This window comes from Kitasatospora sp. NPDC038210, assembly GCF_055600605.1.
This window is the reverse complement of record NZ_JBVJYK010000005.1, coordinates 86,934-101,774: the sequence shown is the minus strand read 5'-3', so window position 1 is coordinate 101,774 and position 14,841 is coordinate 86,934. Positions and strand designations below refer to the sequence as shown.

The following is a 14,841-nucleotide window of genomic DNA, read 5'->3' as shown; positions in this document are numbered from 1 at the left end:
GGGCGCCGAGCCGATGGCGGGCGGGGCACCGGGCGGACGCGGGGCGGGGCGCCGGGCCGGGACAAGGCGGCTGGTCGACCCCGGTCGGGCTGGGCGTACAGTGGCGAGGTTGGTCTCGAACGCCTGGCAAGGAGCGGCAGCGGTGAGCGAGAACGTGCGTTTTGTTCACATGGGCATAGGTGAGCGCACCGTGCCCTACCAGGAAGCGTGGGAGGAGCAGCAGCGGCTGCACGCCCTGCGGGTCGCGGACGAGATCCCCGACACCGTCCTGCTCCTGGAGCACCAGTCCGTCTACACGATGGGCAAGCGCACCAACCCCGCCGACCTGCCGCTCGACGGCACCCCGGTGGTCGAGGTCAACCGGGGCGGCGAGATCACCTGGCACGGCCCCGGCCAGCTGGTCGGCTACCCGATCGTCAAGCTGCCCGACCCGATCGACGTCATCGCCTACGTCCGCCGGCTGGAGGAGGCGCTGATCCGCGCCGCCGCCGACTTCGGCGTCGGGACCACCCGGGTCGAGGGCCGCAGCGGGGTCTGGGTGCTGGGCGAGTCCCTCCCGGACGCCGTGGTCGACCCGGCCCAGGTGGTGGACCTCGGCAAGCTGACCCTGCGGATGGGCCTGCCGCTGGGCATCGACCCGCGACTGGCCGGCCCCGAGTACGCGCCCTCCAACGCCGGACAGCGCGGTGACGACCGCAAGCTCGCCGCCATCGGCGTGCGGGTCGCCCGCGGGGTGACGATGCACGGCTTCGCGCTCAACTGCGCCCCGGACATGACCTGGTTCGACAAGATCGTGCCGTGCGGCATCCGCGACGCGGGTGTGGCCTCGCTCACCGGCGAGCTGGAGCGGGAGCTCACCGTCGCCGAGGCGGCGCCGGTGGTCGAGCGGCACCTGGCGGAGCTCTTCGCCGAGCTGCCGGAGCCCGCGCTCAGCCGCTGACCCGGCCCGGGCCGGGCGGGCCCGCCCGGCCCGGCGGCCGGAAAACCGCCGGGCACACTGGGAATCTACTCACCGGTAGCCGTGTTGCCCTGCGATTGCAGGGCGGCAGGCCCGGCGAAGGCCGTACAACCACAGGCGTACCCTGGGGGTACCCCGTCTAGTTCTAGGAGTCGCACGTGTCCGCTGTCGCGCCCGACGGCAGGAAGCTTCTCCGCCTGGAGGTCCGCAACAGCGAGACCCCCATCGAGCGGAAGCCCGAGTGGATCAAGACCCGCGCGAAGATGGGCCCGGAGTACAACGCCCTGCAGTCGCTGGTGAAGAAGGAGGGGCTGCACACGGTCTGCCAGGAGGCCGGCTGCCCCAACATCTTCGAGTGCTGGGAGGACCGCGAGGCGACCTTCCTCATCGGCGGTGACCAGTGCACCCGCCGCTGCGACTTCTGCCAGATCGACACCGGCAAGCCCGCCGAGTTCGACCGCGACGAGCCGCGCCGGGTCGCCGAGTCCATCGTCACCATGGACCTCAACTACGCCACCATCACCGGCGTCGCCCGCGACGACCTGGAGGACGGCGGCGCCTGGCTGTACGCCGAGACCGTGCGCCAGGTGCACGCGATGACCGCCGGCCGCGAGGCCGGCCGCACCGGCGTCGAGCTGCTCATCCCCGACTTCAACGCGGTGCCCGAGCAGCTGGCCGAGGTCTTCTCCTCCCGCCCCGAGGTGCTCGCGCACAACGTCGAGACGGTGCCGCGGATCTTCAAGCGGATCCGCCCGGCGTTCCGCTACGAGCGCTCCCTGGACGTCATCACCCAGGCGCGCGCGGCCGGACTGGTGACCAAGTCCAACCTGATCCTGGGCATGGGCGAGACCCGCGAGGAGGTCAGCCAGGCGCTCGCCGACCTGGTCGGCGCCGGCTGCGAGCTCATCACCATCACCCAGTACCTGCGCCCCTCGCTGCGCCACCACCCGGTGGAGCGCTGGGTGAAGCCGCACGAGTTCGTCGAGCTCCAGCAGGAGGCCGAGGAGCTGGGCTTCGCCGGCGTCATGTCGGGCCCGCTGGTGCGGTCGTCGTACCGGGCCGGCCGGCTGTACCGGCAGGCGCTGGAGCGGCGCGAGCAGGCCGCGGTCTGACCGCTTCCCGGCGGGTTTGAGCCATTGGAAGGGCGGAGCTGCGGCTCCGCCCTTCCTGGGTTCACCACGCTTTGACTGCCTGGTCACGGGCTGGTAACACGGGGTGGGGACGATGGACGCTCAGCAAGCGTTCGATTCTTCTCAGCCACGATCAGCCACGAGAGGAGCTGTTCGGCATGGAGATGCGGATCCGGTCGGTGAGGGCGGCGCTGCGGTTCGCCGAGAGCGTCCTGCTGGCGCCCGGCCAGCAACACGCGCGCCAGAACGCCTGGGCGGCGGTCTGCGAGGACCGCCGGTACGCGGCGGACCGCCGCCACGACGCGGTCGCGGTGGACACGGCGGGGGCCCGGGCCGCACGGCGGTGAGCCCGCGGCGGTGACACCCGCGGCGGTGAGCCCGCGGCGGTGAGCCCGCGGCGGTGACGCCCCGGCGACGTTCGGGGCTTCCGGCGTCGCTGTGCGCGACGGCGTACGGGCACTCGGGTCACGGTTCGGACGAACGGGTACCCGGGCTTGGATATCCCGCACAGGTGCCACGTACCATGAGCGTTATGGCGAGGGAAACATCCGAGAACCCCGGGCGGCTGAAGCAGATCCGTCTGGCGTACACCATGACCAAGAAGGTCGACACCAAGATCGGCCTGATCATCGCCGGCGTCGGCCTGCTGACCTTCGGCGTGTTCCTCGCCATCGGCTTCGCGATCGACCACCCCGTCTACCTGGGCATCCTGGGCTTCATCGTGGCCGTGCTGGCCATGGCGATCGTCTTCGGGCGCCGGGCCGAGCGCGCCGCGTTCGGACAGATGGAGGGGCAGCCGGGCGCGGTCGCTGCGGTGCTGAACAACATCCGGCGCGGCTGGAGCTCCAGCACCACCCCGGTCGCGGTCACCCGCAACCAGGACGCGGTCTACCGCGCCGTGGGCCGGGCCGGCATCGCGCTGATCGGTGAGGGCAACCCGAACCGGGTGCGCCAGCTGCTGGCCTCCGAGAAGAAGAAGATGGCCCGTGTGGTCGGCGACGTGCCGGTCCACGACATCGTGGTGGGCAACGGCGAGGGCGAGATCCCGCTGAAGAAGCTGCAGGTGCACCTCATGCGCCTGCCCCGCGCGATCACCGCCGCCCAGGTCACCGAGACCAACGACCGGCTGCGCGCGCTGGGCGACCTGCTCTCCAAGGCACCGATCCCCAAGGGCCCGATGCCCAAGGGCGCCCGGATGCCCAAGGGCGGCCAGGCCCGCTGACCCCCTCCCTCCCTTACGACACGAGAACGGCCCCGCCGCGGAACCTCCGCGGCGGGGCCGTTTCGACGTCTCGCCGTTCCGACGTCCCGCTGTTCCGGCGGGCAGATCGTTCCGGCGGGCAGACGGGCGGACGGGCCGCGCTAGATCCGGACCTCGACGGTGCCGACCGCCTTGTCGTGCAGGCCCCGGGTGTCACGGTCCCAGACCAGCGGGGGCACCACCAGGCAGAGCAGCAGGGTGCGCAGCAGGACCTGCGGGATGGTCGCGCGGCCGCCGTCCAGGCGGACCACCCGGAGGCCGAACAGCCGCTTGCCGACCGTCGTACCGGTGGTGGACAGCAGCAGGGCCACCACGACGAAGTACAGCGGGCTGGTCCACAGGTTGGCCTCGGTGAGGTCGCCGCGGGCGATCAACCCGTACGAGATCAGGGAGATCAGCCAGGCGTCCACGAACAGGGCGCCGATGCGCCGACCGGGGCCGGCGAGCGAGCCCGAGCCCTCCTCCGGCAGCCCGAGGCGCTCGCCGCGGTAGCCGAAGTCGGCGCCCATCTTCTCGGCGGCCGCCTTGGGGCCGTCGATCCACGATCCCAACGCTTCTCTGGTGTCCACGAATCCACACTAACCGGGCTGACGGCGCGCACTGCCACCGGCACCCCTCCGGACGGGGAGCTGCCCCCGACCGGGTGAATCCGACGCATGGGGCGTTTCCGGACGGGCTTCCAAGTGGTCCAGACCACTCCTGGAGGGGCGCCCAGGTCGGCGGGGTGATTTGCCCTGTCCCGTACGCCTTTGCCGCCCGTCCGGGGGGTGTGGTTAACATCGAGGAAACGAGCGGGTCACCGACTGGAAACGACCCATTCCTAGGGTGAGCCCAATTCGCACGCCGAGGAGGATGGATGTTCAACAACGCCGCCGAAGTGAAGCAGTTCATCCAGGACAACGACGTGAAGTTCGTCGATGTCCGGTTCTGCGACCTGCCGGGCGTCTTGCAGCACTTCTCCGTACCTGCGGCGACCTTCGATCCGTCCGAGATCCTGATGTTCGACGGCTCGTCGATCCGCGGCTTCCAGGCCATCCACGAGTCCGACATGGCCTTGGTCCCGGACCTCGCCACAGCCCGGCTCGACCCCTTCCGGGCCGAGAAGCACCTCAACATCAACTTCTTCATCCAGGACCCGGTCACGGGCGAGGCCTACAGCCGCGACCCGCGCAACGTCGCCAAGAAGGCCGAGGCCTACCTCGCCTCCTCCGGCATCGCCGACACCGCGTTCTTCGGGCCCGAGGCCGAGTTCTACGTGTTCGACTCGGTCCGCTTCGAAACCAGTGCCAACGCGTCCTTCTACCACATCGACTCGGAGGCCGGCGCCTGGAACAGCGGCGCCGCCGAGGGCGACGCACGCGGCTACAAGGTCAAGTACAAGGGCGGGTACTTCCCCGTCCCGCCGGTCGACCACTTCGCCGACCTGCGCGCCGAGATGTCGCTGGAACTGGCCCGGGCCGGGCTGGAGGTCGAGCGCCAGCACCACGAGGTCGGCACGGCCGGCCAGGCGGAGATCAACTACAAGTTCAACACCCTGCTGCACGCCGCCGACGACCTGATGCTGTTCAAGTACATCATCAAGAACGTCGCCTGGCGGAACGGCAAGACCGCCACCTTCATGCCGAAGCCGATCTTCGGCGACAACGGCTCGGGCATGCACGTCCACCAGTCGCTGTGGACCGACGGCACGCCGCTGTTCTACGACGAGCAGGGCTACGCCGGGCTCTCCGACACCGCCCGCTACTACATCGGCGGCCTGCTCCGGCACGCCCCCTCGCTGCTGGCGTTCACCAACCCCTCGGTGAACTCCTACCACCGCTTGGTGCCGGGCTTCGAGGCCCCGGTCAACCTGGTCTACTCGCAGCGCAACCGCTCGGCCGCGATCCGCATCCCGATCACCGGCTCCAACGCCAAGGCCAAGCGCATCGAATTCCGCGCGCCGGACCCGTCCTCCAACCCGTACCTGGCCTTCTCGGCCATGCTGATGGCCGGCCTCGACGGCATCCGCAACAAGATCGAGCCGCTGGAGCCGGTCGACAAGGACCTCTACGAGCTGGCCCCCGAGGAGCACGCCAACGTCCCGCAGGTGCCCTCCTCCCTCCCGGCCGTCCTGGAGGCGCTGGAGGCCGACCACGAGTACCTGCTCGCGGGCAACGTCTTCACGCCGGACCTGATCGAGACCTGGATCGACTTCAAGCGCACCAACGAGATCGCCCCGATCGCGCTCCGGCCGCACCCGCACGAGTTCGAGCTGTACTACGACCTGTAAAGGGCTCTCCGGCCTGCGGGAACGCGGGCCGGTCCCGCATGGACGACTGCCCGGCACACTTCCGGTGTGCCGGGCAGTCGTCCGGGTGCGTGTCGGGGCGGTTCAGTCGGCGGCGGTCACCAGCCCCACCCGGTAGGCGAGGACGACCGCCTGGACGCGGTCACGCAGGCCGAGTTTGGTGAGGATCCGCGAGACGTAGGTCTTGACCGTCTCGGGGGAGATGAAGAGCGCGGCGGCGATCTCCGCGTTCGACAGGCCCTCCGCGATCAGTTCGAGCACCTCCAGTTCACGGGCGGTCAGCGCCCTGACCAGGTCCTCCCTGCCCGGCCGGGCGGTGTCGGCCGGGCGCAGCCGTTCGGCGAACCGGCCGATGAGGTGGCGGGTGACGGTGGGGGCGAGGAGGGCCTCGCCGCGGGCGACGGTGCGGATGCCGGCGACGAGTTCGGCGGGCGGCGAGTCCTTGAGGAGGAAGCCGCTGGCGCCGGCGCGGAACGCGTCGTAGACGTAGGCATCCACGTTGAAGGTGGTGACGACCAAGACCTTCGGCGGTTCGACCACGTCGGGGCCGGCCAGCTTCCGGGTGGCCTCGATGCCGTCGAGCAGGGGCATCCGGATGTCCATCACGACGACGTCGGGGTGCAGGCGCTGTGCGGCCGACACCGCCTCGTGCCCGTTCCCGGCCTCGCCGACGACCTCCATGTCGGGCTGCGCGGAGAAGATGGTGACGTACCCGGTACGGACGAGTGCCTGGTCGTCGCAGACCAGCACCCGGATCGGCGCATCGCTCATGGTGTCATTCCTGAACAGGCTTGGACGGGATCACGGCACGGACCGCGAAGGTGCCGTCGGGTCCGGGGCCGGTCACCAGTTCACCATCGAGCATGCGCAGCCGTTCGCGCAGGCCCGCCAGTCCACGTCCGCCCGCCGGAACCGGGGGCGGCGTGGCCGGGGCCGAGGGCTCGGGGGCGACGGTCGTCACCTCGATCTCGACCCCCTGCGCCCCGTGCCTGACCAGGACGACCGTCCGTCGGCCGGACGCGTACTTCAGCGCGTTGGTCAGGGCCTCCTGCACCACGCGGTAACAGGCCAGCTCCACGTCGACGGCCTGCGGTCGCCGCTCGCCGTGCTCGGCGAACTCGACGGGCTGCCCCGCCATCCGGGCCTGTTCGACCAGGTCCGTCACCCGGCCCAACGCGGGCCCCCGGTCCGCGGTCGCGGACTCGCCGGTCGCCTCCAGCACGCCGAGCAACTGCCGCAGCTCCGACAACGCCCGGCGGCCCGTACCGCTGACCGCCGTCAACCCCTCGGCAACCCGCTCGGGCGCGGAGGCGAGGACGAACTGCGCGGCGTCGGCCTGGACCACCATGGCGGTGACGTGGTGGGTCACCACGTCGTGCAGCTCGCGGGCGATCCGGGCCCGCTCGGCGGCCGTTGCCGCCTCGGCCGCCAGTCGCTGCCGCTCCTCCTCCGCCATGCGTCGCCTCCTCATCGAGTTCCCCACCAGCCAGAGGGCCACCAGACTCGCGTAGAACGCCAGGTAGTCCGAGACGCCCTGAGGCGAGCCGCGGCCGTGCAGCACCACCGCCAGCACCACGTAACCCGCACTGGCCGCGCCCGCCACCGCCCGGCGGAAGCGGGTTTGGCGGGCCCCGGCCGAGTACAGGGCGACGTAGAGCCCCAGACTGCCGAACGTCGTCGGGTAGCCCAGAGCCTGGTCCACCGCGAACGCTGCGCCGACAACTGCGAGGCACAGGGCCGGCGACCGGCGGCGCAGCGCGAGCGGCAGGGTCTGCGCCGAGGCCAGCACGACGCCCAGCGCGTCGGCCGGCCGAACGGGCAGGTCACCGATCTGCGCACCGATCTTCGACAGCGTCGGCACGAACGCCAGCCCGGTGAGCACCAGCGCGAGCACCGCGTCCTCGACGACACCGTCGCGCGACTGCCACCAGCCGAGCGGCCCCCGCACCAGCGGCCTCCAGAGGGTCTTCCCCACCGACACCCGTCCCGCTCCTTCGTCCGCCCGCTTCGTTCCGTCGCCGCGCCCGGCACTCAGTGTGCGGCAGCCGCCACCGGCGCGAGGCCCGTGCCCTTGCGGGCCGTGTTCAGCATCCAAACGCTGAGCCCGAAACTGATCAGCACCGGGACCACCGAAGCCTCCAGCCCGAAGACGCCACCCGTCAGCCACGCTGGGCCGTGCGCATGCGTGACCAGCAGCCCCTGCACCACGTGCCCGGACACCGCGATCCCGAACAGCTGCTGGACGAGGTTCCACGCGAAGTGCAGTCCGAACACGAACCAGAGGTTGCGCCGCCACAGGAAGGCCACGCCGAGCAGCACGCCCGCCTCCAGGGCGATCGCCAGGGCGCTCCAGACGGTCGCGCCCGGGTTGAAGAAGTGGGCGAAGCCGAAGAACAGCGAGGTGATCGCGACGGCCGCGCGCCCGCCCCACCTCTGCTCCAGCGCCTGCAGCGCCAGACCGCGGAACGTCAGCTCCTCGGTCAGCGCCCCACCGGCGATGGTGATCACCGCTGACACCACCACGGAGACGCCGTTCCCGGCCCAGGAGAACGAGAAGCCCCCGAACAGCGTGATCAGGAGGATCGAGGAGAGCAGGAAGCCCAGGCCGATCCCCGCGCCCAGCAGCCACTCCCGTACCGCACCACGCCGCGCGACCTCCGGCGCCGCACGGCGGGCCTGGCGACGCATGACCACCCGGTACACGCCCAGCGCGAGGGCGGCGCCCACCGCCGGCAGCGGGCCCGGGGCGGTCGCGGTCACCCCCGCGACCAGGGTGACGCCGACGAAGCCGGTGACCGCCCAGGCGAGCGGAGAACGGGCGAACCGGCCGAACCGGCCCCCGCCGGTCGAACGGCGGTCGGTCCCCGCGGTCTCTGCGGTCCCTGCGTCATGGACCTCGGTGGATGTCGAGCTCATGGCGGCCTCCCCTGGCCAGTCGTCCCGGCCGCACCCGTGGCGGCCACCGACAACGCTAGGAAGACGGCGTGGACCGCGAATCACCCGTCGGCGGACGGCGCCGGTAGCTCGCACGGGGGATGCGGCGAAGCGGTACAGGACGCACGGTGAAGCACGCCGAACGGGGTGTGGGTCGTGTGGTGCACGTTGCTGCCCTGGTGGTCGGGCCTGCGTGGGGTGTCAGCGCCCGGGCCTCGGGATGTCCGGGGCTACGGGATGTCCGGGGCTACGGGCCGTCCGGAGTGAGGGCGAGGACGGCGAGGTCGTCGGCGAGCAGGCCCGCGTACCGGTGGACGTCCTCGGCCAGGAAGGAGACCACCCGGTCGGGCGCGGTGGTGCCGAGCGCGGCGAGGCGGGGGGCCAGCGGGTAGAAGACGCCGTCGGCGTCCCGGGCCTCGCTGACCCCGTCGGTGTACAGCAGCACGGTGTGGCCCGCGGGCAGGGCGACCGCGGTCGGCTTGCCCCGTTCCTCGGAGGGCCCGAGGTGGCCGAGGCCCAGCGGGAGCTCGTCCGTGCAGGTCACCGGGCGGATCGGGCCGCCGGTGAGCAGCAGCGGGACGGTGTGGCCGCGGTTGACGACCTCCACGCAGTCGGAGCCCGGACGGTACTGCAGCAGGACGGCCGTGGCGAAGAGCTCGTCGTCCCCGCGGTCGGCGGCATCACGCAGGACGGCGCGGTCCAGCTGGTCGGCGAGTTCGACCAGCCCCGGGGTGTCGTACGCCGCCGCCCGGAAGGCGCCCAGGACGTCGGCGACCGTCCGGACCGCGCCGAGGCCCTTGCCCCGGACGTCACCGAGCAGCACCCGGACCCCGAAGCGGGTGTCGCACACCTCGTACAGGTCGCCGCCGACCAGCACGTCCGCCTGGGCCGGGCGGTAGAGACCGGCGACCCGCAGCCCGCCGGCCCGCTCGGGCACCGGCCGCAGCACGGTGCGCTGCAGGGTCTCGGCGACCGTACGGGCCTGCAGCAGGTTGCGGTTCTGCCGGGTGCGCTGCCACGACAGGGCGGTGCCCATCACGCCGGAGAGCAGGGTGGCGATGTAGACCCAGACGTGGTGCTGTTCGTTGATGTGGCCGGCGCGCAGGGCCAGGACCAGCTGGAGCGCCAGGGAGCCGACGGTGGCGGTGGCGGTCAGCACCGGGCCGTAGCTGAACGCGGCCACCACGGGCAGCGCGGTCAGCAGGAAGCCGGCCGCGACGGCGTCCGGGACGACCGCCTCGGCGATCAGGTCCAGCACCAGCAGGACGACCGGGAGCCACGGCACCCACCTCGGCACCCGGGGCTCCAGCGCGGCAGGGCGCGACGGGCGGGGTGCTGTGGGCACGGCGGGACCTCCAGGCCGGTGGCCAGTCCCGGAGGATCGGAGATCGGTCCGGAATAGCCGGTTTCGTCCCTCCATGCTCTCCCACGAACGGCCCAGTCACGAACGGCCGAACGTCCCGTCCTCCCGGGCCGGGGGGAAGCGGGGGAGGGATCGCGCGAGACCGGACACAACCGGGCCGGGCGCCGGCCGCCGGATCAGCGCACGGTCACCGGCAGGGCCTCGTAGCCCCGCAGGACCAGGCGGTCCCGCCGGGTGGCGACGCCGCCCGGGGCGAGCCGCGGGAAGCGGTCGAGCAGCGCCGGCACCGCGACCTCCGCCTCCAGCCGGGCCAGCAGGGAGCCCAGGCAGAAGTGCTGACCGCCCCCGAAGCTGAGCGGCTGGCTGTCGGTGCGGGTCGGGTCGAACACCTCGGGGCGCTCGTAGCGGGCCGGGTCCCGGTTGGCGGCGCCGATCAGCAGGGTCACCTCGCTGCCGACCGGGGTGGGCAGTCCCCCGATGCTCAGGCCCTCCTCCAGGGCGACCCGGCCGGTGGCCTGCACCGGGGAGTCGAAGCGCAGCACCTCGTCGGCGAAGCCGGCCGGGGTGACCGCGCCGCTGCGCAGCCCGGCGGCCGCACCGGGGTGGCGGAACAGCAGGGACAGGCCGTTGCCGAGCAGGTTGGTGGTGGTCTCGAAGCCGGCCACCAGCAGCAGGACCAGGTTGGCCGACAGCTCCTCGGCGGAGAGCAGCCCGCGGTCCTCCGCGGCGATCCGGGCCAGGTCGCTGACCAGGTCGTCCTGCGGGCGGGCCAGCCGCTCGGCGGCCAGCTCGGTGAAGTACCCGGACAGCTCGTCCGCGGCCCGGTCGGCCTCGACCAGTTCGCCGAGGTCCCCGCTGAGCTCCAGGACGGCGGTGAGGCCGGAGGCGAGGGCGCGGAAGCGGTGGCGGTCCCGCTCCGGGACGCCGAGCAGCTCGCAGATCACCCCGACCGGCAACCGGAAGGCGAAGGCGTCCATGAAGTCCACCGGCGATCCGTCGGCGCCCCGCTCGGCCATCCCGTCGAGCAGCCGGGCCACCGCGGCCTCCACCGCGGGGCGCAGCGCCGCGACCCGGCGGGCGGTGAACACCGAGGCGACCAGCGAGCGGACCCGGGGCTGGTCGGGGGCGTTGCGCTGGAGGATCGAACGGCCGAAGAGGGCGAGCGAGGAGTGCGCGAGGAAGTCCGGGGCCACCCCCGCCATCATGTCGGCGGTGGCGACGCCGAAGGCGGGTGTGCGCAGCACCTTGTTGACCGCCGCGTAGCCGGTCACCACGAAGCGCCCGTCCCCGGCCGGGACCACCGGTCCCGCCTCCCGCGCCCTCGCGTACAGCGGGTACGGGTCGGACTTGACCCCGGTCTCCGCCAGCAGATCGATGATCGTCGCACCGTCCATGCGGTCGTCCCCTCCCGAGCTCCCGGGATCCCGGGCTCCCGCGATGCCGGGGCTCCGAGATCAACCGTCCTGGTCCGTGAACCACCGGTGGGCACGCGGGAGTTCCCGCCCGGGACGGTCCGCTGCCCGCGGGCGTGCTGCGGCGGGTCCCCGGGCCGGGCGGGGCGGCTCGGTAGGCTGGCCGGCATGGAGATCTGGATCAACCCGCGCTGCGGCAAGTGCCGGACGGCGCTCGGCGAGCTGTCCGACGCCGGCGTCGAGTACACGGTGCGGCGCTACCTGGAGGAACCGCCGACCGTGGCCGAGCTGGAGGAGGTGCTGGAGCGCCTGGGCCTGGAGCCGTGGGACATCACCCGCACCGACGAACAGGCCGCGAAGGACCTGGGCATGAAGGACTGGCCCCGGGAGGCGGGTGACCGGGCCCGCTGGATCGCGGCGATGGCCGAGTACCCGATCCTGATCCAGCGCCCGATCATCACCGCGGACGACGGGCACGCCGTGGTGGCCCGCACCCCCGAGGCCCTCAGGTCCGTCCTGCCCTGAGCCCTCAGGTCCGTCCTGCCCTGAGGCCCGCCGGACGGCCGGCCGGTCAGTGGAGCTGGATCGTCTCCACCGGCCGGCCCGGGTGCCAGTTGCGGACGAACAGGTGCTCGCCCTCGACGGCGGTGTGCACCACCTGGTCGAGCTCCAGCCGGAAGGCGTGGAACGGGGTGGGCGGCGGCTCGGGCAGATCGGCGGCGAACGCGGCGAGTTCCGTCTCGTCGGTGATCTCGACCGCCCGGCCGGAGACCTTGGAGTCCCCGCCGGCCATGGTCTCGTCCCCCGGGTGCGCGTGCAGCGCGAAGCGGGCGTCGCGCTGGAGGTCGCGCGCCTTGACCGCCCCGTACATCGACCCGATCCACAGGTCGTCGCCGACGAAGTCGACCTCCGTCCCGCTGACCCGGGGCGAACCGTCCTTGCGCAGCGTCGCCAGGACGTGGTGCTTGTTGGCCTCGAACCGGGCCCTCACCAGGGGCGCGAGGTCCGGGGCCTGCTCCTCGAAATCCTGCCAGGTAGCCATGCCGCCAGTCTGGCACCCGGCACTGACAACCGCCGTCCGCGCGGGGCGGGGTCCCGGGCCGTCGTCGGCCCCGGACCGCCGCCGGGCCCGGGGCGCCACCGCTCACGGACCGCCGTCGCTCACGGGACGCTGTCACAGGCCGGTGCCACACTGGCGGGGTGACCACCACGACCACGTACATCGCGTTCCTGCGGGCCATCAACGTCGGCGGCCGGACGGTGACGATGGAGCGGCTGCGGGCGCTCTTCGCCGAGCTGGGCCTGGGGAACGTCCGCTCGTACATCCAGAGCGGCAACGTCTTCTTCACCACCGAAGGCCCCGCCGGCCGGTCCGACCGCGCCGCGCTGACCGGGCGGATCGAGGAGCACCTGGAGCAGTCGCTCGGCTACCCGGTGCCGGTGATGCTGCGGACGGTGGAGGAGGTCGCCGAACTGCTCGCCGCCGAGCCGTTCCGGGGCGTCGAGGCGACACCGGACGTCCGGCTGGTCGTCGCCTTCCTCTCCGAGCCGCTGCCCGCCGAGCTCGCCCGTCCGCACCGCTCGCCGAAGGGCGACTTCGAGGTGCTCGGCGCCGACCCGGGGGCCGCGTACGTCGTGATCCACCTGCAGAACGGCAAGTGGGTCACCAAGGAGATGTTCGGCAAGGCGTACCGGGGCTCGGTCACCTCCCGGTTCCTGCACACCACCGAGAAGATCCTGGCGGCCGCCCGCAAGGCCTGACGGCCCGTGCGGCCTGCGCGGAGAGCACGGAACCGCGTGGCCGGGCGGGGCGTCTGGACTCCCGTGACGTACGAACCACGTGCCCGGGCAGGGCTCGATCTGGACAGCCCGAGTCGGCCGCGCCGACAATTCGGCCATGACGCCTCCTGAGCTCCCCACCGGCCGGGTCCGGCCCTCCGACGCCGAGCGGGAGCTGGCGCTCGGGGCCCTGAAGGACGGCGCCGGCAGCGGTCGGCTCTCGCACGACACCTTCCTCGGCCGGATGGACATCGTCCTGCAGGCCACCAGCCGGGGCGAGTTGGACGCGGCGGTGGACGGGCTGCCGACCGGCGGGCCGGTCGAGCGCTTCGTGCTGCGCGCGGTCGGCCGGGTCTCCGGCTTCGGCGACCGGATCAACCGGGCCTGGCGCACCGAACGGCTGCCCGGGCTGAGCCTGCCGCAGGCCGGCGCCGGGCTGCTGACCATCGGCCGGATCCCCGGCTCGGGGCTGCGGCTGCACGACGCCTCGGTCTCCCGGAACCACGCCGAACTCCGGCACGAGGACGGCTGCTGGGTGCTGTACGACCTCGGCTCGACCAACGGCACGCACGTCAACGGGCGCCGGATCGCGGGCGGCGTCCGGGTCCAGCCGGGCGACCAGGTGCGGTTCGGGAACCTGGAGTTCCGGCTCGCCGCGCTCTGAGGACCTTGCCCGCCCGGGCCCCCGCGGGCGGGCGGGCGGTCAGTGCGGGAACTGCCGGGGCGGCCGCTGCCGCGGCAGCTCGTCCTGGAACTCCGCGATGACGGTGGCGATCTGACGCATCACCACCGTGCGCTCCAGCCGGTCCAGGTAGCGGTTCTCCGCGGCGAGCGCCTCGACCGTGACACCGAAGTACATCGCCATCAGCGGATTGACGAACAGCTCGCTGCCCTTGGTCCGCTCGGTGAACCGGACGTCGCCGAACTCGCCGCGCAGGGCCGCCGCCACCGAGCCGTTGACGATGCTGGGGTGCTCGGGGAAGGCGGCCCGGGCGTGCTCGACGGCGTCCAGGTAGAGCACCGCCTCCCGGCTGTCGCGCGGGATGGAGAAGGCGCCGAGGTAGCCGCCGGCCCGGTCCAGCGCGGCGAGGTTCTCCAGCACCAGCGTGTGGTTGACGCCGTGGTGGGCGTCGATGCCGAAGCCCAGGCAGGCGACCAGCCGCTCGGGCACCTCCCGCAGCCCGGCCACCGCCGCCAGGCTGGCCATGTCCTCCTCCGGGGTGCCGAGTCCGACCTCGTCGCCGCGCATCAGGATGTCGGTGCCGCCGTCCACCAGCAGGACGGCGTCGATGCCCAGTCGGGCCACGAGCGCGCGGTAACCGTCGCGCAGCGGCTGCACGCCCACCGACGGGAAGGCCCACACGGTGTCGGGCATGCCGTGGAGGTTCAGCCAGCGGGCCAGCGTGCGCTCCGGGAAGTAGCCCTCGGGTGCCGGGGTGTCCGGCCGGATCATGGCCACGTCGGGCTCCGCCCACACGTCGAGGGGCAGGCCGTAGAGGTGGGTGAAGGAGAGGTTGGCCAGGTGCACCTCCTTGCCCGCGGCGCGCAGCGCGAGGGCGATCGGCAGCCCGGCGTACACGTCGAACCCGCCGCCGGCGCCGGCGACCAGGATGCGTTCGGCGGCCAGCAGCCGGGTGATCAGCGGGGGTTGCAGCAGAGAGGTCACCGGCGGAAGGTAGCACCGGGCGGGCGCGGTGACCCCGGCGGCCCTGGCGGC

Annotated in this window: 16 protein-coding genes; 8 read left to right on the top strand and 8 right to left on the bottom strand. The window is 72.7% G+C overall.

Going from position 1 to position 14,841, the window contains the following annotated elements; genetic code table 11:
- Window positions 1-169: 169 nt before the first annotated feature.
- The 4 genes from lipB to ACZ7KX_RS12100 all read left to right on the top strand — a co-directional run bounded on the left by lipB (window position 170) and on the right by ACZ7KX_RS12100 (window position 3,310).
- Entirely contained in the window at window positions 170-940 is a 771-nt protein-coding gene (lipB, locus tag ACZ7KX_RS12115) for a lipoyl(octanoyl) transferase LipB (protein WP_470326675.1), read from the top strand.
- Window positions 941-1,116: 176 nt separating this feature from the next.
- On the top strand, window positions 1,117-2,070 hold the full coding sequence (gene lipA / locus ACZ7KX_RS12110) for a lipoyl synthase (protein WP_350522580.1): 954 nt from the start codon (window positions 1,117-1,119) through the stop codon (window positions 2,068-2,070).
- A 176-nt stretch (window positions 2,071-2,246) separates the two neighbouring features.
- Window positions 2,247-2,435 (top strand): SCO2195 family GlnR-regulated protein, encoded by a 189-nt coding sequence (locus ACZ7KX_RS12105; RefSeq protein WP_470326369.1) that lies wholly within the window; start codon window positions 2,247-2,249, stop codon window positions 2,433-2,435.
- 176 nt (window positions 2,436-2,611) lie between these two features.
- Window positions 2,612-3,310 (top strand): DUF4191 domain-containing protein, encoded by a 699-nt coding sequence (locus ACZ7KX_RS12100; protein ID WP_396547717.1) that lies wholly within the window; start codon window positions 2,612-2,614, stop codon window positions 3,308-3,310.
- Window positions 3,311-3,450: 140 nt separating this feature from the next.
- Here the strand turns inward: ACZ7KX_RS12100 and ACZ7KX_RS12095 are convergent, their stop codons facing one another.
- The gene (locus tag ACZ7KX_RS12095) at window positions 3,451-3,918 is read right to left on the bottom strand and encodes an RDD family protein (RefSeq protein ID WP_350522583.1); all 468 of its coding nucleotides are present in this window, start codon (window positions 3,916-3,918) and stop codon (window positions 3,451-3,453) included.
- 287 nt (window positions 3,919-4,205) lie between these two features.
- On the opposite strand from ACZ7KX_RS12095, the gene glnA reads away from it, so the two are divergent.
- Window positions 4,206-5,618, top strand: a complete 1,413-nt coding sequence (gene glnA, locus ACZ7KX_RS12090) for a type I glutamate--ammonia ligase (RefSeq protein ID WP_350522584.1) — start codon at window positions 4,206-4,208, stop codon at window positions 5,616-5,618.
- 102 nt (window positions 5,619-5,720) lie between these two features.
- Here the strand turns inward: glnA and ACZ7KX_RS12085 are convergent, their stop codons facing one another.
- The 5 genes from ACZ7KX_RS12085 to ACZ7KX_RS12065 all read right to left on the bottom strand — a co-directional run bounded on the left by ACZ7KX_RS12085 (window position 5,721) and on the right by ACZ7KX_RS12065 (window position 11,327).
- Window positions 5,721-6,407: a response regulator gene (locus tag ACZ7KX_RS12085; RefSeq protein ID WP_396547718.1), complete on the bottom strand. Its 687-nt coding sequence runs from the start codon at window positions 6,405-6,407 to the stop codon at window positions 5,721-5,723.
- A gap of 4 nt (window positions 6,408-6,411) precedes the next feature.
- Window positions 6,412-7,617: a sensor histidine kinase gene (locus tag ACZ7KX_RS12080; RefSeq protein WP_470326368.1), complete on the bottom strand. Its 1,206-nt coding sequence runs from the start codon at window positions 7,615-7,617 to the stop codon at window positions 6,412-6,414.
- Window positions 7,618-7,667: 50 nt separating this feature from the next.
- Window positions 7,668-8,552 carry a lysostaphin resistance A-like protein gene (locus ACZ7KX_RS12075; RefSeq protein WP_470326367.1) on the bottom strand — a complete coding sequence of 295 codons (885 nt, stop codon included), beginning with the start codon at window positions 8,550-8,552 and terminating at the stop codon, window positions 7,668-7,670.
- A gap of 265 nt (window positions 8,553-8,817) precedes the next feature.
- Complete coding sequence (locus tag ACZ7KX_RS12070) at window positions 8,818-9,915, bottom strand: PP2C family protein-serine/threonine phosphatase (protein WP_470326366.1); 1,098 nt, start codon at window positions 9,913-9,915, stop codon at window positions 8,818-8,820.
- Between the two features lie 194 nt (window positions 9,916-10,109).
- Window positions 10,110-11,327, bottom strand: coding sequence for a cytochrome P450 (locus tag ACZ7KX_RS12065; RefSeq protein WP_470326365.1), 1,218 nt, complete (start codon window positions 11,325-11,327; stop codon window positions 10,110-10,112).
- A 186-nt stretch (window positions 11,328-11,513) separates the two neighbouring features.
- On the opposite strand from ACZ7KX_RS12065, the gene ACZ7KX_RS12060 reads away from it, so the two are divergent.
- Window positions 11,514-11,870, top strand: coding sequence for an arsenate reductase family protein (locus tag ACZ7KX_RS12060; RefSeq protein ID WP_470326364.1), 357 nt, complete (start codon window positions 11,514-11,516; stop codon window positions 11,868-11,870).
- A gap of 46 nt (window positions 11,871-11,916) precedes the next feature.
- Here ACZ7KX_RS12060 and ACZ7KX_RS12055 read toward each other — a convergent pair whose 3' ends face one another.
- Window positions 11,917-12,387, bottom strand: a complete 471-nt coding sequence (locus ACZ7KX_RS12055) for a pyridoxamine 5'-phosphate oxidase family protein (RefSeq protein ID WP_396547732.1) — start codon at window positions 12,385-12,387, stop codon at window positions 11,917-11,919.
- A 158-nt stretch (window positions 12,388-12,545) separates the two neighbouring features.
- Between ACZ7KX_RS12055 and ACZ7KX_RS12050 the strand changes: the two genes are divergently transcribed.
- On the top strand, window positions 12,546-13,106 hold the full coding sequence (locus tag ACZ7KX_RS12050; RefSeq protein WP_470326363.1) for a DUF1697 domain-containing protein: 561 nt from the start codon (window positions 12,546-12,548) through the stop codon (window positions 13,104-13,106).
- A 136-nt stretch (window positions 13,107-13,242) separates the two neighbouring features.
- A complete protein-coding gene (locus ACZ7KX_RS12045) occupies window positions 13,243-13,788 on the top strand; it encodes an FHA domain-containing protein (RefSeq protein WP_470326362.1) in 546 nt (181 codons plus the stop codon).
- Between the two features lie 39 nt (window positions 13,789-13,827).
- On the opposite strand, the gene ACZ7KX_RS12040 is transcribed toward ACZ7KX_RS12045, so the two are convergent.
- Complete coding sequence (locus tag ACZ7KX_RS12040; protein WP_402802332.1) at window positions 13,828-14,790, bottom strand: DUF1152 domain-containing protein; 963 nt, start codon at window positions 14,788-14,790, stop codon at window positions 13,828-13,830.
- Window positions 14,791-14,841: the final 51 nt, after the last annotated feature.